The sequence below is a fragment of the Nocardiopsis halotolerans DSM 44410 genome (assembly GCF_000341065.1).
Classification (GTDB): Bacteria; Actinomycetota; Actinomycetes; order Streptosporangiales; family Streptosporangiaceae; genus Nocardiopsis; species Nocardiopsis halotolerans.
This window is the reverse complement of the sequence record NZ_ANAX01000109.1, coordinates 1-20,789: the sequence shown is the minus strand read 5'-3', so window position 1 is coordinate 20,789 and position 20,789 is coordinate 1. Positions and strand designations below refer to the sequence as shown.

The window sequence follows — 20,789 nt, the reverse complement described above, 5'->3', positions numbered from 1 at the left end:
CCACTCCTCCAACACCCGACGACGCTCGACACCACCGAGGACCGGGATCTCCAACGCCTTCCGGTCCGCTCCCGCCTCGTCCTCCAGGGCGCTGACGAGACCCTCCATCGCGGTCTCCAGGTAGGTGATGACCAGGCCGGCGTCCTGGGCGCGGTCGATCTGCGCGTCGACGGAGAAGGCGTCCCCCAGGTCGTCCACGGAGAGGGCCACCGGGTAGTTGCTGCGCTCGATCACGCCGACCAGCGACCTGACGCCGACGCGCTCCAGGTCGTCCTCCCCCGCTCGCTCCTCGCCCTCCAGGTGCCGGTAGTTGAGGATCGCGTTGAAGAGCGGGACGTCGCGAGGGGCGCCGCTGCACCCGTGCGCCGCCGACATGGACGTCCGCTCGTGCCGGGCCAGTTCGCGTAGGTCGCGGTCGACCTCGGTGACCAGGTCGCGCGCGCTCCTGCCGTCGAGGGAGACGCGCACCGGCAGGGTGTTGATGAAGTTGCCGAGCATCCGCTCGATCCCCTTCGGGCCCTGCAACCGGCCCGACATCACCGTGCCGAACACCACGTCGTCGCGTCCTCCGCAGGAGGACACGACCAGTGCCCACCCCGCGTGGAACAGGCTGGCCGGGCTGACGCGCAGCTTCCTGGCCAGGTCGCGGATCCGCTCGCCCAGTCCCGCGTCCAGGAGACGGCGCAGATCGACGACCCGGCGTCCGTCACCGTGCACGTCGCGCAGGTCGAACATCACCGTGGACTCGGTGACGTCACCCAGCCGGGACCGGAAGTAGCTCTCGGAGTCCACCGTCCTGGCGAGGTGCTGGGTGTGCGCGACGAAGTTCCGGTAGGGCACCGGCTCGTCCAGGGCGGCCGTCCCACCGTCCATGTGGTCGACGATCTCCCTGAGCAGAACACCCAACGACGTGGCGTCGTCGATCAGGTGGTGCAGGTTCAGCACGGCGAACAGCGTGCCCGTGTCCGGGTCCTCGGCCGTCCTCAGCCGCAGCAGCGGTGCCCTGTCGATCGGCATGGCCTGCGGTTCGGCGAGCACGGCGCGGACCTGCTCCTCGACGGGGACGCCCCGGGTCACCGTCAGCGGCTCGACCTCCAGCTCGGCTCGGCGGAGCACGACCTGGAGCGGTTGGGGAAGGCCGGAGGTGAGGACCACCGTGCGCAGCGCGTCGTGCCGGTCGACCGCGGAGCGCAGGGCGTCGACGAAGGCGTCCATGCGATCCCGGTCCGCGAAGGAGAAGGCACCGGAGAGGACGTACGGGTCGTACCGGTCCTCCTTCAGGTGGTGGAACAGCATGCCCTCCTGGAGGGCGGCCAGCGGGTGGACGTCCTGGAGGTTGGCGGCGCCGCCCGGCACGGCGGCCACGACCGTCTCCAGCTCCTCCTCGGTCAGTGACACCAGGGGCAGCATCTCCGGTGTGACGCGCGTACACCCCTCCGGAACCCGGGCGGCGGGGAGGGTGAACCCCTCCTCCGCCCGCGCGGTGTCGACGCGCTCGGCCAGGTCGCCGAGGGACGAGGCGGCGAAGACGTCGTTCAGGTCGCAGGTCACTCCCCGGTCGGCGAGCCGTACCACGAGCTTGGGGATGAGCAGGGAATGCCCGCCGAGGGCGAAGAAGTCGTCGCCCAGCCCGATCCGCCCCGGTTCGAACCCGAGGACCTCGGCGCAGGCCGCGACCAGCGCGTGTTCGGTGGGGGTCCGCGGAGCCACGTGTTCCCGAAGGGCGTGCGCCTCCGCCTCCGGCGCGGGCAGGGCCTTGCGGTCGAGCTTGCCGTTGGCCGTGACGGGCAGGTCGTCCAGACGGACCAGGGCACTGGGCACCATGTACTCCGGGAGCACCCGCCGCAGGTGGTCCAGCAGCTCGGTGCGGCGGTCGTCGTCCCCGTCGACCACGACGTAGCCGACGAGCCTCGGGTCACCGGGAACGTCCTCGCGCGCCAGGACGGCGCAGGCGCGTACCGCCGGGTGCTCGGCCAGCCGCGCCCCGATCTCGTCCGGTTCGATCCGGAAGCCGCGGATCTTGACCTGGTTGTCGGCGCGGCCGAGGTACTCCAGTGTGCCGTCCGGCAGCCAGCGGGCCAGGTCGCCGGTCCTGTACATGCGCGCGTCGGGGGCCCCGGCGAACGGGTCGGGGACGAACCGCTCCCGGGTCAGCTCGGGATTGTTCACGTATCCCCGGGCCAGCCCGTCACCGGCGATGTGCAGTTCGCCCACGCACCCGACGGCCTGCCGCAGCCCGAAGTCGTTCAGCACGTGGAGCCGGATGTTCTGGATCGGACGGCCGATCGGCACGGTGGCGGGCGCTTCCCCGTCCGGGCACGGCCAGTGGCTCACGTCGATGGCGGCCTCCGTGGGGCCGTAGAGGTTGTGCAGGCGCGCCCGGTGGACGGCGTGGTGCCGGGCGGGCAGCTCCGGTGGGAGCGCCTCTCCACTACAGAGGACCCGTCGGACGCTCGTGCAGTCCGCCCAGCCCGCGTGCTCGACGACCAGGCGGAACATGGACGGTACGAAGTGCAGGGTGGTCACTCCGGTCCGCTGGATGAGCGACACCAGGTAGTCCGGGTTCTTGTGCCCCTCCGGTTCGGCGACGACCAGCCGGGCACCGGTCACCAGCGGCCAGACGAACTCCCACACCGAGACGTCGAAGCCGAAGGGGGTCTTCTGCAGGACGACGTCGTCGGTTCCGAGCCCGTACTCGTTCTGCATCCACTCGATCCGGTTGACCGCGGCCCGGTGCTCGACCATCACCCCCTTGGGGCGACCCGTGGAGCCCGAGGTGTAGATGACGTAGGCCAGGTCCCGGGGGCCGACCGCACGGGCGCCGTCGCCGTCGGCCGCGCCCTCCGGTGCGGCCGTGCCCGCCCAGCGTCCCTGGTCGTCGAGCGGGAGGACCTCGCGTGCGGCGGAGCTCCCGGGGACGGTCAGGTGCGGCTGCCCCAGGACCAGTTCCGCCCCGGAGTCCCGGAGCATGTACTCGATCCGATCGGCGGGCAGATCCGGTTCGACGGGCAGGTAGGCTCCGCCCGCCCTCATCACGGCCCAGAGCGCCACGACCATCTCCACGGAGCGCTCCATGCAGACGCCGACGACGGTGTCCGGGCCGACACCGCGCAGGCGCAGCTCGTGGGCCACCTCGCCGACGCGCTCGTCGAGCTGGGCGTAGGTCAGGGTCCGGTCCCCGAACTGGAGGGCGACCCGGTCCCCGTGCCGCACCGCCGCCGACCGGAAGAGGTCGTCCAGGCGGCTGTCCCGCGAGTAGTCGCGCCGCGTGTCGTTCCACGCGTCGAGCTGCCGGTGCTCCTCCTCCGACAGGTGGGAGTGCCGCGACACCTCCTGGTCCGGGGCGTCGAGCAGGGCCTCCAGCAGGACCCGGTAGTGGGTCAGCATCCGCTGGACGTCGGCCTCCCCGAAGCGGTTGGCGTCGTACCTCAGGTGGAGCGCGACGTCCTCGTCGCGCTCGAAGACCTCCAGGTGGAGCTTGAACTCCCCCTCCTGGGCGATCGTGTCGACGAACCGCATGGACCCGGCCAGGTCAAGCGCCATGACCTCGTCCGCGACCCGGGTCATGCTCCGGTTCTGGAAGGCGTAGGAGACCTGGAACACCGGGGAGACGCCCGGCGCGGTCGACAGGTCGAGGTCCCGCGCGATGAGGGGGAAGGGGTAGGCGGCGTGGTCGAGGCCGTCAGCCAGGGTCAGGGTGAGTTCGCGGAGCAGGTCCGGGAACGGGGCGTCCGGACGCAGGCGCTGGCGGACCGGCACCATGTTGACGAAGTGGCCGATCGCCCCGGCCTGGTCAGGCGCGGGGCCTCCGATCGTGGGCACGCCGACGACCAGGTCCCGCACACCGCTGTACCTGTGCAGGAGCAGCTGGTACACCGCCAGCAGGAGGACGGCGGGCGTGGTCCCGTACGACGCGCACACCTTCGTGATCCGGTCGCTGAGCTCGGTGCCCAGGTCCAGTCTGGCCGTCTCCCCCACCACCGGGGCGGGTCCGTCGGTCCGCCGCTCGATGTCGAGGTGCACCACGGGCAGGTCGCCGTCCAGGGCCTCGCGCCAGTAGCGGCGGTGCTCCTCGCCCTCGGAGCTGGAAAGGAACTCCTCCTCCCGACGCGCGAACTCGGCGTAGTCGCCGTTCGCCACGGGGAGTTCGGGCCGCCTCCCCCGACGGAGCGCCTCGTAGGTCACGACCAGCTCGCTCAGGAGGACGGGGGCGGAGGCTCCGTCGAACACGAGGTGGTGCAGGACCAGCAGCACGAAGGTGTCCGACCGGGCGGCCGAGCACACGTGGACGCGTGCCAGCGGCCCCTCGTGGAGGTCGAACGGTTCCTTGGCCCTGTCCCGCAGCATGGAGACCACGTCGTCCTCGGACCAGCCGTCGACCCGCTCGTGCTCGAACCCCACCCGGACCGGGAACCGCGACTCCAGGTACGGAGTCCCCTCCTCCTCCACGACCACGCTCGACAGGTGGGGGTAGCGCGAGACCACGCGTTCGAACGCGTCCCGGAAGACCGCGGTGTCGAACGGTTCGTCCGTCCGGAAGCAGACGGGGACGTTGTACACGTCCGTCCCCGCGGCCATCTCGTGCAGGAGCCACAGCCCCTTCTGGTTCTCGGAGAGCGGGTACCGCTCGGCGGGCCCCTCGAGCCGCTCGTAGAAAGCGAGCACGTCCTCGGTGGACAGTGTCCCGGCGTCGAAACCCGCGAGGATCCGGTTCTCGTTCACGCGCCCGTCGTCTCCTTCTTCATGAGTTCCTTCAGCTCGTCACGGCCGATCTCGCCGCGCCGGAACCTCTCCAGTGCCCTGGTCCTGGCCGCACGGACCCGGTCCGCCCCGGGCTCCGCCGACGACGGCGGGACCTCCGCCGCGTCAGGGGCGGTCGGCGCCTCGGACCGCTCGGCACGTTTGTCCTCGAGCCTGGCCAGGACCCGTTCCAACGTGGGGCTCTCCGCGATCTCCCGGGCGGAGAGCCGGAGTCCGAGGTCGGCGTCGAGCGCGCGCCGCAGCCGCACCCACAGGATCGAGTCGGCACCGACGCTCTGGAGGTCTCCGTCGAAGGGGAGGTCCCCCGGAGCCAGGCCGAGTGCCTCACCGAAGAACGATTCGAGGTACCGGCGCAGGTCGACCTCCCCGGACGGCTCGTCGGGCGTCGGCGGCGCGGGCGGCTCGCCAGGCACGGGCCGCGCGGCGCCGTCGCCCTCCGTCCGGGGGTGCCACGTGCGGCCGACCCAGTAGCTGCCGCGTTGGAAGGCCGTGGTCGGCAGGGAGAGCGTTCGGGGCGCGCGTCCCCGGTGCAGTCCGTCCCACGGGATGCGCGCGCCGCAGGTCCAGAGCGCGGCCAGCCGGTCCAGTTCGCGGTCGGCCACCAGCGCGGAGAGGAACACCTCCCCGGCGGCCCCGGAGACCACCGCCCTCACCGGACCGGCGTCCCGCTCGGCGTTGCCGGTGTGGAGCCCCGCGTCGGAACCGGCGTCCTCAGGCCCGGTGTCCAGGTGGCGCCCGAGCACGGCCCGGAGCTCGTCGAGGGAGTCGACCACCACGGCGAGGCGTTCCGGGAGGTGGTCACGGCCCGACTGCAACGTGTGCGCGAGGTCCCGCAGGGACGGTCGCGCGGCGCCGTCCCCGGTGAGGTCCAGGAGCCGGCGCGCGGTGGCGCGCAGTCGGTCGGTGTCCTTGGCAGACAGCACGACGAGCTGCCGCTCCGCGGCGTCACCGTGGTCCTCCTGGGAGACGTCACCGGTTTCCGGGGGTGCCTCGACGACCATGCTCACGTAGCTGCCGCCCGCCCCCACGGAGTTGATGAGTGCCCGCCGGGGCGGGGCGCCCGCGGCCCCGTCCCCGCCCGACCGACGCGGTTCCCAGGACGACGGGCCCTCGCACAGCCGGAGGGGGCCGCCCTCCAGTCCGAGGTCGGGGTTGGCCCGGCCCACCTCGACCAACGGAGCGAGCTCCGCGTGTCGGAGTTGCAGGACGACCTTGGAGAGCTGCGCGATGCCCGAGGCCGCCTCCGGGTGTCCCAGGTTGGATTTGACCGAGCCGAGCGCGACGGGCTCCGTGACCCCGCTGAACACCTCCCGCAGAGCCCTGACCTCCACGAGGTCGCTGAGCGACGCTCCGTTGGCCGCGGCCTCGACGTAGCCGATCGACTCCGGCTCGACCTCGGCCTGCTCCAGCGCCCGGCGGAGGACGTTCACCTGCGTTCCGTAGCTCGGCCGCATGAACTGGTTGGCCCCGCCGCCGTGGAGGGAGGCGCTCCCCCTGATGACGGCGTGGATCGTGTCACCGTCCCGGAGGGCCTCGGTCAACGGCTTGAGCAGTACCGCTCCCACCCCCTCGGCGGGCAGGTAGCCGTCGCCGTCGCGGAAACTACGGCTCCCGGGATGGCTGCCGAGCATCTCCGCCTGGGAGAGGGAGAGGTACTTGTTCGGGTGCAACGTCAGGTTGACCCCGCCCGCGATCGCCAGGGTGCTCTCACCGCGACGCAGGTCCGCGCAGGCCAGGTGCACGGCCATGAGCGACGACGAACACATGCTGTCCACCGCCAGACTCGGCCCCTCCAGACCGAAGGCGTGGGAGACGCGGTTGGCGATCAGGTTGTACGACGTAGCCGACGTCATGGCACTGCGCACGACGTCCTCGTCGTCCGCCTGGTACATCTGGTACATCGATCCGACGTAGACCCCGACCCGGCGCCCGTAGCGCCGTTCGAGGCGTTCCTGGGTGAGTCCGCTCCCCTCCAGCAGCCGCCAGGCCGTCTCCAGGAAGAGGCGCTGCTGCGGGTCCATGACCTCCGCCTCGCGGGGCGAGATCCCGAAGAACAGCGGATCGAACCGGTCGACGCCGTCGAGGAACGCGCCCCAGCGGCCGTAGGCCTTACCGGGCACCCCGCGTTCGGGGGAGTACAGCTCGTCGTGCTTCCACCGGTCGGCCGGGACCTCGGTGACGCAGTCCCTGCCCGACCGGAGGTTGGACCAGAACTCGTCGAGGTCCTCCGCCTGTGGATAGCGCCCGCTGACGCCGATGACGGCGATGTCGCCGTCGCGTCCCGGGCCGCGACGCTCCTCGTGGCCGGGCCGCGGCCCGGCCTCCGCCACCGCCGCCGGACGCCCACGCGTCGGTGCGCCTCCGGGCCGGTCGGTCCCGGTGTCTCCGGAGGGCTCCCCTCCGGAGGGGGAGCCGAACACGGACCGGATCGTCTCGACGTGTTCGTCCATGAGGTACTCCACCAGTGCGCGTACGGTCTGGGCCTCGAAGAAGAGCGTCTTGGGCAGGGGGCCGAACGACTCCTCCAGAGCGCTGACGAGCTCCGTCGCGACCATGGAGTCCAGGCCGTACCGCTCCAGCGGCGTGTCGTCGTCGAGCAGTCCGGGATCGAGTCGGAGCGCCTCGGCCAGCTGGCGCCCGAGCCGGCGCCGAACACGGTCCGCCAGCGCCGCCGCCTCGGTGTCGGGGAGCGGCGCCGGTCGCCGGGACGGGATCGCCGGCCCTTCGGAACCGGTCGCGGTCAGCCTGGGCAGCAGCGCGTCCCGGTTCCCGCTGAGGACGAGCAGCCGGGCCTCGTCGAGGCCGTTGTCCTCCGCGGCCAGGCCGCACCGGAGGGCGTACAGGCCCTGCTCGGTGGCCAGGGGGGTGAGGTCCATCCCCGCCAGCCGCTCCCGCGTGGCGGCGTCCGTCCCCATACCGCCCTCCTCCCAGAGGGGCCAGTTCACGGAGAGCGTCCTGCCGTGCCTCCGCCCGGAGCGGACGAGGCGCGCCCGGTGATCCGCGTAGGCGTCCATGAAGCCGTTGGCGGCCGCGTAGTCGGCCTGTCCCGGGTTGCCCAAGGGGGCGGTCGTCGAGGAGAAACAGACGAAGAGGTCCAGCGGCTGCTCCCGGCTCAACTCGTCGAGGTGGACCAGCCCGCTCACCTTGGGCGCCAGCACGCGCGCCGCGTCCTCGGTGCTCTTCCCGGCCACGAGGCCGTCCCGGAGCACACCGGCGCAGTGCAGGATGCCGGTGAGCGTCCCGTGGGTGTCGGCTACGTACTCCAGCAGACCGGCGACCGACGCGCGGTCGGAGACGTCGACCCGTCGGTGGTCGACCCGCAGGCCCGCTCCGCGCAGCCGTTCCAGGGCCCCGCGATCGTCCTCGGTCAGCTCGGACCTGCTCGTCAGCACGACGGTGGCGCGCCCGGTCCCCGCGGCGATCGCGTCCGCCATGATCCTGCCCAGGGCGCCCGTGCCGCCGGTGATCAGGTAGACCCCGTCCTTCCGCCAGGGGGAGTCCGACGCGGCGGGGGAGTCGACCGGCTCCAGCCGCCTGACCTGGCGCCGCCCGTCGCGGTAGCGCACCTCCGGATCGCCGGTGCGCGCCGCCTCCCGCCGCAGCCGGTCGGCGACCAGTGCGGGATCGGCTCCGTCGGAACAGTCGACGTACTGGGTGCGCAGGTGCGGGTTCTCCAGGTGCGCCGTCCTCAGCAGGCCGCTGAGACCGGACAGGCCGGTCGCGTGTCCGGAGTCCGGCTCGGCCCCGCCGACGAGGACGACCTGGAGGAGGGCGGAGGGGCGGGACGCCCGTCCGAGCAGGTCGCGGAGGCGTCCGAGGACGTGCTGGACCGCGTTGGTGTACCGGGCGTCCGCGGTTCCGGGCCCCGGAACCGCGAACGTGGTGTCGACCGGCTCCGGAAGCGCCCGGGCGAGGGCCTCCCGGCTGGGGCCGTCGGGGTGGCCGATGATCACGACGTGGTGCTCGTCGACGTCCGGGTCGGCCACGGCGCTCCCCCGGCCGTCGATCGGGGCGTCCTCCCAGAGCGGACGCATGAGCAGCAGGTCCCCGCGTTCGGTCCGGTTCCCGGCCACGGACCCGGCCCCGCGCAGCGCTCGCAGGGCCAGCCCCCGCAGTTCCGCGCACACCCTCCCGTGTTCGTCGCACACCGTCACGTCGATGCCGGACGAGGAGGCGTCGGAACCGCCGTCCTTCCGGTACCTGATCCAGGCGTAGGCCCTGGTCGGGGTACCAGCGGCCGATTCCANGCGCGAAGGGGAGCGCGGCCTCGGCGGCCACTCCCTCGCCGTGCTCGGCCGGGAGCCCGAGGCCGAGCGTGGCCTGGAGGGCGCCGTCGATGACGCTCGGGTGCAGGTGGTACCGGTCCGCGCCCTCGGCAGAGGACGGCAGCGACAGTTCGGCGAGTACCTGGGGCCGCCCGTCCTCGCCCGTCGCCACGTCGAGCCGGACCAGCGACCGGTGCGCCGGACCGTAGTCGATGCCCGTCCGGGCGTACCGGGCGTAGACCTGGTCGGCGGAGAAGGAGGTACCGGCGCAGGCGGCGCGGATCTCGTCGAGGGGCAGCGGGCGCCGGGCCGTGGGCTCCGCCAGGCTCGCCCTGCCCTGGCCGCACAGTGCGCGCGTTCCGTCGGCCGCCACGACGTGGATGGCGTACTCACAGGTGCCCGCCGTCCGGGGCCGCACGCTCACCCGCACGTCGAGACCGTCCGGTCCGCACACCGCCGGACGCAGCCACACGACCCCGTCGAGCCGCACGTGGGCCGGGCCCTCGGCGCCCAGGGCCCGGCTGACGGCCTCGCGCGCCATCTCCAACTGGGCGGCTCCGGGGAGTACCCCGCCTCCCTGGACGACGTGGTCGCGCAGGAAGGGCTCGTGCCCGTCGAACGACGCCGAGTACAGGAACTCGTCACCGCCCGGCTCGCTCCGGTGCACCAGGGGGTGACCGCCACCGGTGTCCGCGGGCGCGGGGGATTCCACTCGGGATCCGCCGCCCACCCAGTAGCGCTCCCCGGCGAACGGGTAGGTCGGCAGGCTCGTCCGCCTCGGGGAGGCCGCGGTGGGGGACGGCGGAGGCCAGTCGACGGTCTCCCCACGGACCCACCCCGACAGGAGCCGTTCGGGGTCGTCCGCCACAGGTGGACCCGCGGGAGACGGGTCCCCGCCGGTGCCGGAGCCCGCCGTGCGCCGGGTGACCGAACCGCGGTGCCACCCCTCCGCCGAGCCCTCGACGAAGGAGGCCAGCCTGCGCCGGAGGTCGTCGGTGGAACCGACCCGCGCGGCGATCCGCTCCTCCATCGCGTCACGTCCCACCCGCAGGGTGTGGGCGACGTCCGCCAGTTCCCGCCGGTCGGGACGGTGCTCGTCCAGGTACCGCATCAGTCCGCGTGCCTGTTCGCGCAGCCCCTCGTCCGTCCTCGCGGACAGGACGATCGTCTCCGGGACCGCCTCCACGTCGGGGCCCCGCTCGCGTGGCGTCCGCGGCTGGTACTCCTCGAGGACGACGTGGGCGTTGACCCCGCCGAACCCGAAGGAGCTGACACCGGCGCGCCTCGGGACCTCCCGGCCCTCCACGTCGCGCGGACGGTCCCACGGCCGCCGCTCCCGAACGACCCGGAAGGGCCCGTCCCCGAGCTTGAGGTGGGGGTTGAGCTCCTGGGCGTGCAGGCTCTCGACGAGGGTCCCGTGCCGCATCTGCAGGACCGTCTTGACCACCCCGGCCACGCCCGCGGCCAGCTCCAGGTGGCCGATGTTGCTCTTGACCGACCCCAGCCAGCAGCTCGTCGGGGCCTCCGTGCTCGCGGGCACCTCCTCACGGAGCGACGCGAAGGCGGCCCTGAGGGCGTCGAGTTCGATGGGGTCACCGAGTTCGGTCCCGGTTCCGTGCGCCTCGACGTAGGTCACGGTGCGTGGATCGACCCCGGCCTGCCGGTAGGCCGCCCTCAGCAGTTCGGCCTGCGCGACGGGGTTGGGCGCCGTCAACGAATGGGCACGCCCTCCGTGGTTCTCGGCGCTGCCCCGGATCACCGCGTGGACGTGGTCGCCGTCGCGCTCGGCCTGGTCGAGCGGCTTGAGGACCAGCAGGCCCACGCCCTCTCCGCGCACGTAGCCGTTGGCGTGGGCGGAGAAGGTCTTACAGCGGCCGTCCTCGCAGAGCATCCCCGCGCGGCTGTAGCTGATGTGGAGGTCGGGGCTGACCATGGTGTTGACGCCGCCCACGAGCGCCATGCGGCTCCTGCCCTGGCGGAGCAGCTCGACACCGCGGTGGACCGCCACCAGCGAACTCGAACAGGCGGTCTCGATCGGCTCGCTGGGCCCGTGCAGGTCCAGGAGGTAGCTCAGCCGGTTGGGACCGATCGAACCGGACACCCCGGTGGCCGAGTGGGCGTCCTCCCCCTGCCGCTCGCGCAGGACCAGTTCGCCGTAGCCGCTCGGCGCGGTGCCGACCAGCACCGCCGTGTCACTCCCCGCCAGGCTCGACGGCGCGTATCCCGCGTCCTCCAACGCCTTCCACGCGTGGGTGAGCAGCAGACGCTGCTGCGGGTCCATGACGGCCGCCTCCCGGGGGGAGATGCCGAAGAACAGCGGGTCGAAGCGGTCCACGTCGTCGAGGAAGCCGCCCCACCGCACGGGGCGCCTGCCCGCCGGTGCGTCGGAGTCCGCGTCCACCGCACGCCAGTCCCAGCGCTGGGAGGGGATCTCCGTGATGCAGTCCCTGCCCTCGCGGAGGTTGTCCCAGAACTCGGCGAGGTCGCTGGCCCCCGGAAAGCTGCCGCTCATCCCGATGATGGCGACGGGGGCCGCCCCGGACGGCTCCGCGCTCCGGGCGGGAACGGGGGGTTCCGGTGCGGGTCGTGGGGCGGCGACGGGGATCGCGACCGGTTCGGCCGGCCCGGCCGGTCGGCCCCCGGGGGCTGGGGCGAGGCGCCCGCCGTAGGCGTCGACCAGGTGGGCCGCCACGCTCGCGAGGGTCCTGTGCTCGAAGAAGACCGTGGGCGCCAACTCCAGGCCGTACTCGTCGTTGAGGCGGTTGGCCAGGGTGGTGAGGCTGATGGAGTCGAACCCGAACTCCCCCAGTTCCTCGTCCGGGTCGAGTTCCCGCGCGGGTACCCCGAGCTGCTCGCTCACATGGGCGACCAGCGCCTCCAACGTGCCCGCGCGGGGATCGGCGTGCTCGGCGCGGCCGGGGGCGTCGGCCTCCCCCGGGTCCGGGACGTGTTCGTCCGCCTCCGTGCCCAGCCTCGCCGCCAGGCGCTCCAGCAGGAGTTCCCGGTCGCCCGCCAGGACGAGGGTCTGTCGGCGACCGCTGGCGGCCAGGGCCCGGAACGACCACAGGCCGTCCTCGGTACGCATCGGCGTCACACCGAGGCGGCGCAGTCCGGTCAGCCCGGCCTCGTCGACCCGCATTCCGCCCTCGGACCAGAGCGGCCAGTTGACCGTCAGGGACCTCCCCGACCGCAGGCCCCGGGCGACGAGCCGGTCCCGGTGGCCCGCGTAGGCGTCCATGAACGCGTTGGCCGCCGCGTAGTCCGCCTGTCCGAGGCTGCCGAGTACGGCGGCGTTGGAGGAGAAGGCGACCAGGTAGTCGAGCGGTTGGTCCCTGGTCGCCTCGTCCAGGTGGAGGAGTCCGGCGACCTTGGGCGCCAGCACACGGTCGACGTCCTCGTCCGACTTGGTGCCGATGAGCCCGTCACGGATCTCCCCGGCGGCGTGGATGACGCCGTGGACCGCGCCGTGCCTCCGTACGACCTCGGCGACGAGGTCCTCGACCGCGCGCCGGTCGGCCACGTCGACCCGGTGGTACTCGACCGTGAGCCCCGGCCGTTCGAGGGAGGTGACGCGCCGACGCCGCTCGGCGTCCGGAGCGGAGCGGCCCGCCAGCACGATCGTTCCCTCACGCAGGCTGTCCGCCATCTCCTCGGCGAACACGAGGCCGAGGCCGCCGAGGCCGCCGGTGATCACGTGGACGCCGCCGTCACGCCAGGGTCCGGGGGCCGCCTCCTCCGGCCCCCGCTCCACCTCCACGAGACGCCGGACCTGGTGACGGCCGGAGACGCGGCGCACATCGGGCTCCGTGGGATCACGGCGGAACGCGCGTACGGTCTCGGCCAGCGCGTCGGCGGTGGGGTCGTCGAGGTACTCGACGCACTGTGCGCGCAGTCCCGGGTGCTCCAGTTCGGCCGTTCTGAGCAGGCCCGACACACCGGTGAAGGCGGCGGCCGAAGAGACCCCGTCACTCAGGACGACGACCTGGACCAGGGCGGCGCCCCCGCGTGCGGCGCCCTCCCGCACCGAGTCCAGAAGGGCCCTGGTCAACCGTGGGAAACCGGTGTCCGGCTCACCGGGGTCGAGGACCCGGAGCCGCACCCCCACGGGAAGGAGTCCCCTGAGGGAGTCCTCGGTCGGGCCGTCGAGACGCCCGACCACCCACACGTCGTGACCGGACGGGTCGGCCGCCGCGCCCCGCGAGCCGGAACCCTCGGTCGGCGCGTCGCGCCAGGTGGGCTCCAGCCACAGGAGCTCACCGCGGTCCGGCTCGCCGGAGCCGTCTTCCGGAGCACCGCGGTCCGGGCCGCCGTCACGCCGCGCCGGGCTCGTGTGGGGGATCCAGTAGGACTCCCTGGCGAACGGGTAGGTCGGCAGTGTGATCCGTTCGGGGCCTCCCTCGTCGAACAGACCGTCGTGGGCGAGCGTGCGTCCTCGCGCGAACTGTTCGGCGAGGGTGCCGAGGACCGCCGCGTCGACCTGCTCGCCGCCGTCCGCCGGTCGCGGGGCGCGGACCGGCACCGAGGTGTCGGGCCTGCGGTCCCCCGTCCTGACGGTGGACACGTCGCTTCCGTCCAACCAGTGGCGCAGTTCGAGTGCCGCCCGCTCCGTCGTTCTCGCCACCAGTGCCAGGCGGTGGCGGAAGTGCTTGCGCCCCACGAGCAGCGTGTGGCTGACGCCGCGCAGGCTCTCCCCCGGGTGGGCCTCCAGGTGGGCGAGCAGCTGCTCCGCCTGCTCCCGGAGGCGCTCGGCGGACCGGCCCGACAGCACGATCAGCCGCGCGCCGGCCGGCCGGGTGGGTGCGACGACGGCGGGGGCCTCCGCCAGCACCAGGTGGGCGTTGGTCCCGCTGTAGCCGAAGGAGCTGACCGCCGCCATCCGCGGCTTCCCCCGCGTCGGCCAGGGCCGCGCACGGTCGTTCACGTAGAACGGGGTGTCCGACAGGTCGATGTGGTGGTTGGTCCGCTCATGGTGGATCGTGGGCGGCAGGACGCCGTGTTCGAGTGCCAGCACGGACTTGATCGTTCCGGCGACCCCGGCCGCGCACGCCGTGTGGCCGATGTTGCTCTTCACCGAGCCCAGCGCGCAGTACCCCCTGCGGTCCGTGTACGCACCGAAGCTCCGGACGAGACCGTCGACCTCCACGGGGTCCCCGAGTTCGGTGCCGGTGCCGTGCGCCTCCACCAGCTCGATGTCGTCCGCGTCCAGGCCGAAGGACTCGTACACGCGGCTCAGCAGCGCGGCCTGGGCCTCGGCGTTGGGGGCGGTGATGCCGTTGGACCGGCCGTCCTGGTTGACCCCCCACCCCCGGATGACGGCGTGGACCCGGTCACCGTCGGCCTCGGCGTCGGCCAGGCGCTTCAGCAGCAGCACGCCCACGCCCTCCGCCGGGACGAAGCCGTTGGCGCGCTCGTCGAAGGCGAAGCACCGTCCGTCCGGGGACAGTGCCCGCAGTTGGCTCATCGCCACGTGGACGCCGGGGCCGGGGATCACCCACACCCCGCCCGCCAGCGCCGCGTCGCTGCTGCCGAGGACCAGGCTGTCGCAGGCGTTGGCGATGGCCACGAGCGACGACGAGCAGGAGGTGTCGATGGAGAGGCAGGGACCCTTGAGGTTGAGTACGTAGGAGATCCGACTGGCGAGGATCGCGCTGTTGGTGCCCAGGTTCTGGTGGGCGCTCAGGTCGGTCTCGTCGGTCCATCCCCCGTAGCCGTTGACGGAGGCGCCCATGAAGACACCGCACCGGCTCCCCGAGAACGCCTCGGGACTGTAGCCCGCCTCCTCGACGCAGCGCCAGCTCTCCTGGAGGAGGACGCGCTGCTGCGGGTCCATGTACTCCGCCTCGTTGGGCGATATACCGAAGAAGAGGGGATCGAACAGGTCCGCGTTCTCCAGGACCCCCATCCACCGGCTGTAGCTGCGTCCGGGGGTGCCGGGCCGTTCGTCGTAGTAGTCGCCCACCGGCCAGCGTGAGTCGGGGACCTCCGAGACGCAGTCACGCCCGTCCATGACGTTGCGCCAGAACCCGTCGAGGTCCTCCGCCTGGGGAAAGGCACCGGACATGCCGACGATCGCGATGTCGGTGGGCGCACCGGCCGGACCGCGCGTGCCGACCGCATGCGGTGCGCCGGCCGCGTCGGGGGTCCCGGGCGTGCTGTCCGTGACCGCCGACGCCGTGTCGGAGGCGGTGGGCCCGGGCTCCGGAGCGGCTCCCTCCACCCGCTGCTCCCGCGCCAGGTACTCCGCGAGTTCGCGGATCGTCGGATGGGAGTAGACCGTGGTCGCGGTGAGCGCGAGCCCGAACCGCGTGTTGATGGACCGTGTCCAGGTGACGCCGGTGATCGAGTCCAGCCCCAGCTCCACGAACGGCGCCTGGTCGTCCAGCTCGGACTCGTCCAGCTCCAGCTCCGCCGCCAGGCTCGCGCGTAGCCAGGACGCGAGGGCGTCGCGCTCCCCCACGGGTCCGGGATCCTCCACCGTCTCGACGGCGGGCTCCTCGGCCGGAGCGGCGTCCTCCCCGTCGAGGCGCTCGACCAGGTAGTCCGTCAGTTCCTCGATCGTGGGCCGACTGTAGATCTGCGTCGAGGACAGCGAGAGCCCGAAGTGCGTGTTCAGCCGCCGTGTCCAGGTGACGCCGGTGATCGAGTCCAGCCCCAGCTCCACGAACGGCGCCTGGTCGTCCAGCTCGGACTCGTCCAGCTCCAGCTCCGCCGCCAGGCTCGCGCGTAGCCAGGACGCGAGGGCGTCGCGCTCCCCCACGGGTCCGGGATCCTCCACCGTCTCGACGGCGGGCTCCTCGGCCGGAGCGGCGTCCTCCCCGTCGAGGCGCTCGACCAGGTAGTCCGTCAGTTCCTCGATCGTGGGCCGACTGTAGATCTGCGTCGAGGACAGCGAGAGCCCGAAGTGCGTGTTCAGCCGCCGTGTCCAGGTGACGCCGGTGATCGAGTCCAGCCCCAGCTCCACGAACGGCGCCTGGTCGTCCAGCTCGGACTCGTCCAGCTCCAGCTCCGCGGCCAGACTGCGCCGTACGTACGCCGCGACGTCCGGGGTGGCTCGGGTGCGGTGGGGTGTGGCAGGCATGTGTTCTCCATCGGCGCCCCGGATCAGGGCGGCCAGTTCACCGAGGGTGGGGTGTTCGCAGACCTGCGCCACCGAGAGCGGCAGGTCGAGGGTCCGGTCGATCCGGCGCAGCCAGACGAGGCAGAGGATCGAGTCCAGCCCCAGGTCGACGAGGGGCACGTCGTCGCCGGTCCGCGTCAGGTCGGTCTTCAGTACGGCGGCCAGGGACTCGCGCAGGAAGGGGAGGGGGTCCTGCCGGGACGCCGCGGCCGCGCCGGGGGATCGGGTCACTTCTCACCAGCCCCCATCCGGTCGATGTGACGTTGGAGGACGGCGTTCAGTGCGTCGGGGTCCTCCAGCATCGGGAAGTGCCCCACGCCCGTGACGAGTTCCACCTCGACTCCGCGCGCGCGTGCGGCGTCCAGGTTCGTCGGCATCCAGGAGGTGGAGTTGACCAGGGTCAGCGGTGCCGCGAACCGGTCGGGCAGCGCCCGGAGGTGGAGCAGCATCTCGCGGAAGGCCGACGAGATGACCTCCGCCCCCGTGTGCTCGCGGGTACGCCGCACCAGTTCGACCAGGTCCTGTCGGGCCGTACCGGGGAACAGCTCCTCCGCCTCCACCGGCCGGTCGGCGAAGCTCCGCACGAAGCGGTCGATCCGTTCCGGGCTGAGCGGCCTCGGAGCGAGGTCGTGCAGCGTGTCCACGCCGATCATCCCCCGTACCTCGGCGGCGAGGAGGGGGGCGGCCTCCAGCATCACGGGCCCGCCCAGCGAGTGGCCGACGAGGACCACCTCGTCGACGCCGACGTGGTCGACGACGGCCGCCACGTCGTGGGCGAACTCCTCGACGGTCCAGCGGCTCCGGTCGCGGCCGGAGCGGCCGTGCCCCGCCAGGTCGAGCGTGACCACGGTGTGCCGGTCCTCGAAGTGCCGCACCTGGTGGTGCCAGTACTCCCCGTCACACCCCAGGCCGTGGACGAACACCAGCGCCGTCCGGCCGGACCCGCGCCTGCGGTGGTGGAGGTCGTTGCCGTCCCTCGACCTCGGGAGGTTCGCCCTCCGCGGCGGGTCCTCCGGTCTGCGCGCGATCACGCCGACGTGTTCCATGCCGGGACCGGGCGCGCCGTGGGCCTGCTGTCCCGAACCCACGGCACCGAAGAACCCCGCACGTTCCACCACGAACCCGGCGGCCTCGCACTCCCTCCGGAAGACGTCGGGGTCGAGGGCGTTGATCAGGTTCGGCCCACCGACGACGTGCTCGGCGGGGAAGTGGGCGGCGACGTCGTCGATGTGGCCGGGCCACGGGTCGCCGTCGCGCTTGCGCCTCTCGTACTCCGCGGCCCTGGAGGCCCAGTATCCGAAGTAGGGCGAGTCCGTGCTCAGGAAGACCTTCCCTCCTGGTTCGAGCCAGCGCATCATCTTCCGCAGTGTCAGCCGCACGTCCTCGGGGCTGAGGAAGTGCAGGACCCGGCTGGCGTGGACCGCCCCGAAGCGCCCGTCGGGGAAGTCGACGTCCGGCAGCAGACCGCGCATCGTGGTGAGCCGCTTCCGGGCGCCGTCGGTGAGGCGCTGTTCGAGGATGTCCAGGTGTTTGCGCTCCATGTCCAGCGCGACGACGCGCGCTCCGCGTTCCAGTGCGGCGACGGTGGCCACGCCGTAGGCACAGCCCAGGTCCAGCACCTCACCGCCGCACTCCCCCGCGTACTCGGCGAAGTCCGAGGAGTAGGGGATCAGGTGCTCGACCATGACGCCGGTGCGGTTCAACGTGGCGACCATGCCGTCGAACCCGGCGCCGGCCGCCGCCTTGAGGTCGACGAGGACGTCGCGGTCCCCGTCCACGGCGGGCTCCGGCAGCGCCGTCAGTCGGACCTGCGGCCGCTGGCCCGGGGGACGTCCCACGATGCGCTCCGGGCAGTCCTCCGGGCGGACGAGCACGACACGGCCGGTGGCCGTGCGCTCCCGGGGTTCGACGCGCTCCGTCGCCGTGTGGTTCCGGGGTTCGACGCGCTCCGTCGCCGTCCCCGCGTCCCGCGCCCCGTCCGCACCGGTCCGCGAGCGCACCCAGTACCGGTTCCGGGCGAACGGGTAGGTCGGCAGACGCAGGCGTGCCGCACGTCCCCGCGTGTCGCGTGTCCTTCGCCAGGGAACCGCGTACCCCCGGACGTAGTACTCCGCCAGCGTGTTCAGGACCCGTTCGCGCTCCGCCCCGTCGAGTCCCGTGTCCGTCACGCGTGCGACCAGCTCCTCGATCCGTTCGGTGTCGGAGTCGTCGGGGTCGAAGCCGCGCGCCACGGTTCCGGAGAGGTACGGGGCCNCCCGCCCCCGCCTCCAGTGGTCGGCGGCCTCGGTGAGCGTTCCCGCGACGACCGCGAGGCGGTGGCGGAAGTGGTGCCGTCCGGTGAACAGGGTCTCGCTCATCCGGCACAGATCCGCGTCGGTCAGGGAGCCGTCCTCGACCCGCGCGATCATCGCGTCGACCAACCGCTCCAGGGCCGCCCCGTCCTTGGCCGACAGCGGCAGCAGATGGGGGCGGGGCCCCTCGTCGGCGGAATCCGGGGGCCGGGGCACGTACTCCCGCAGGATCACGTGTGCGTTGGTACCGCTCATGCCGAACGCGCTGACACCACCGGTGCGCGGTCCCCCGGTCGGCGTCTCCCAGCGCCTGGTCTCCTTGTTGACGTACAGCGGGCTCCGGTCCCAGTCGATGTACTCGTTGTCCTGCTCGCAGTGGAGGCTGGGCGGGATGACGCCCCTGCGCACCGACTCCGACAGGCAGACGAGGCCGACCAGGCCCGAGGCGGCGAAGGTGTGGCCGACGTTGGTCTTGGGCGAGGTCAGCGCGCAGAACCCGCTCCTGTCGGTGCCCGCCCGGAAGGCGTCCCTCAGGGCGTTCACCTCGACCGGGTCGCCCAGCCGGGTCCCGGTGCCGTGCGCGACGACGTAGCCGATGTCCTCGACGTCCACTCCCGCGCGCTCGTGGACGGACTCCACCAGGGCGCGCTGGGCGGCCCCCGCGGGGGCGGTGATGCCGTTGGTCCGGCCGTCGTAGTTGGTGCCGCTGGCCACGACGACGCTGTGGATCGGGTCGCCGGACTCCTCGGCCCGGTCCAGGGGCCTCAGGACCAGGGCCGTCACCGCCTCGCCCGGCACCATTCCGTCGGCCCGCTGGTCGAAGGCACGGCACCTGCCCTCGGCGGACAGCATCCCCGCGCGCTCCATCGCCGCCAGCGACTCCTGTGTCAACACGAAGTTCGCCGCGGCGACGACCGCGACGTCGCAGTCCCCCTGACGCAGGCTCGCGATGGCCTGGTGCAGGGCCACCAGCCCGGACGAACAGGCGGTGTTGACGGCCAGCGCGGGGCCGTCCAGGTCGAGGAAGTACGACAGGCGCGCGGCCAGGACCCCGTCGTGGTTGGAGGTCAGGTTGCCGTCGCCCCCGACCAGCAGTTGGTAGTCACCCTGTTCCACCCCGACGAACACGCCGACGCGGTGCCTGCCCAGTTCCTCGCGGCCCAGGCCCGCGTCCTCCAACGCCCTCCAGCACTCCTGTAGGAGGTGGCGCTGGCGCGGATCCATGGTCCGGGCCTCCTTCGGCGCGATCTCGAAGAACGCCGGATCGAACTCGTCGGCCCAGTCGACGGTCCCCATCCAGCGGTAACCCGGCTTCCCCCCGTCCTCACCGGTGGAGGACTCTGGAGCGAAGCGCTCACCCGTCAGCTCCCGGACCATGTCCCTGCCCTCGGCCAGCGCGTCCCAGAACTCGTCGACCGACCGGCAGCCGGGGAAGATCCCGCTCATCCCCGTGATGGCGATCGGGGCGTCCACGGGGCGGGCCCCGGCCACGGGGGCGTCCCCGCCGTCGGAGGCGGGTCCCCCCACTCCGTCGGCGGCCCGGTCGGCGAGGTGGTCCGCCAGTTCCCGGATCGTCGGGTGGTCGTAGAGCTCGGTGGGGGACACGTCCACGCCGAGGTGCGCGGAGGCCCGGTGCGCGAACTGCGTCAGGCGGATGGAGTCGAGCCCCAGGTCCGTGAAGTTGCTCTGGTCGTCCAGCTTCTCCTCGGACACCCCGAGGACGTGCCGCGCGACGGCCCTGAGCTCACCCGTCAGGGAATTCCTCCGCGCTCCCGGTTCGGCCGGAACGTCATCCGGCGCCGGGGTCCGTGCCCCGCCCGTGACCGCTCCGCCGCCGGTGCCGACGGCGCGCTCCAGGATCGCCTCGGCCGACCCGCTCCGGGTCTGGAGGACGATCGGGTTGGCGTGGCCGGAGGCCAGGACGTCCTCCATGGCGCGCATGCCCGTGGCGGTGTCCAGCGGTCGCTGTCCGGTGGCGGCGAGGTAGGCCCTGGTGAAGTCGCCGTCGGCCTCCTGGTGGGCCGCCGAACCCAGGCCGCCCTCCTCCCAGAGCGGCCATTCGAGGGCGACCGTCCGGCTGGAGGGGTGGCGCTCGCGCAGGGCGCGGGCGTAGGCGGCCTGGAACCGGTTGGCCGCCGCGTAGTCACAGCCGCCGAAGTCTCCGAGGGTGGCGGCGACGGAGGAGAAGTGGCAGACGAAGTCGGGTGGCCGGTGCCCGGACGCCCGCTCGAAGGCCCGCTCCACGGCCAGTGTCCCCTGGACCTTAGCCGCCAGGACCGCTTCGAAGGCCCCCTGCGCCCTGTCCGTCAGGGACGACGCCTGGGCCGCCCCCGCGAGGTGGAAGACCCCGGAGAC

3 protein-coding genes and 2 pseudogenes are annotated in these 20,789 nt (G+C 72.9%); all 5 read right to left on the bottom strand.

The features are described from left to right. A partial coding sequence (locus D455_RS29745; protein ID WP_017570359.1) for a non-ribosomal peptide synthetase occupies window positions 1–4,722 on the bottom strand: 4,722 nt, incomplete at its 3' end. After that, complete coding sequence (locus D455_RS36130) at window positions 4,719–7,091, bottom strand: beta-ketoacyl synthase N-terminal-like domain-containing protein (protein WP_394296622.1); 2,373 nt, start codon at window positions 7,089–7,091, stop codon at window positions 4,719–4,721. The genes D455_RS36130 and D455_RS29745, both read right to left, overlap by 4 nt. A 180-nt stretch (window positions 7,092–7,271) precedes the next feature. Next, a pseudogene (locus D455_RS36125) lies at window positions 7,272–8,195 on the bottom strand (SDR family oxidoreductase); the annotation flags it as partial. Between the two features lie 823 nt (window positions 8,196–9,018). Next, window positions 9,019–16,374, bottom strand: a pseudogene (locus D455_RS0108735) (SDR family NAD(P)-dependent oxidoreductase); the annotation flags it as partial. Next, window positions 16,371–20,789 (bottom strand): alpha/beta fold hydrolase (locus D455_RS32135; RefSeq protein ID WP_152487030.1); only part of this gene is annotated, 4,419 nt, incomplete at its 5' end. The pseudogene D455_RS0108735 and the gene D455_RS32135, both read right to left, overlap by 4 nt.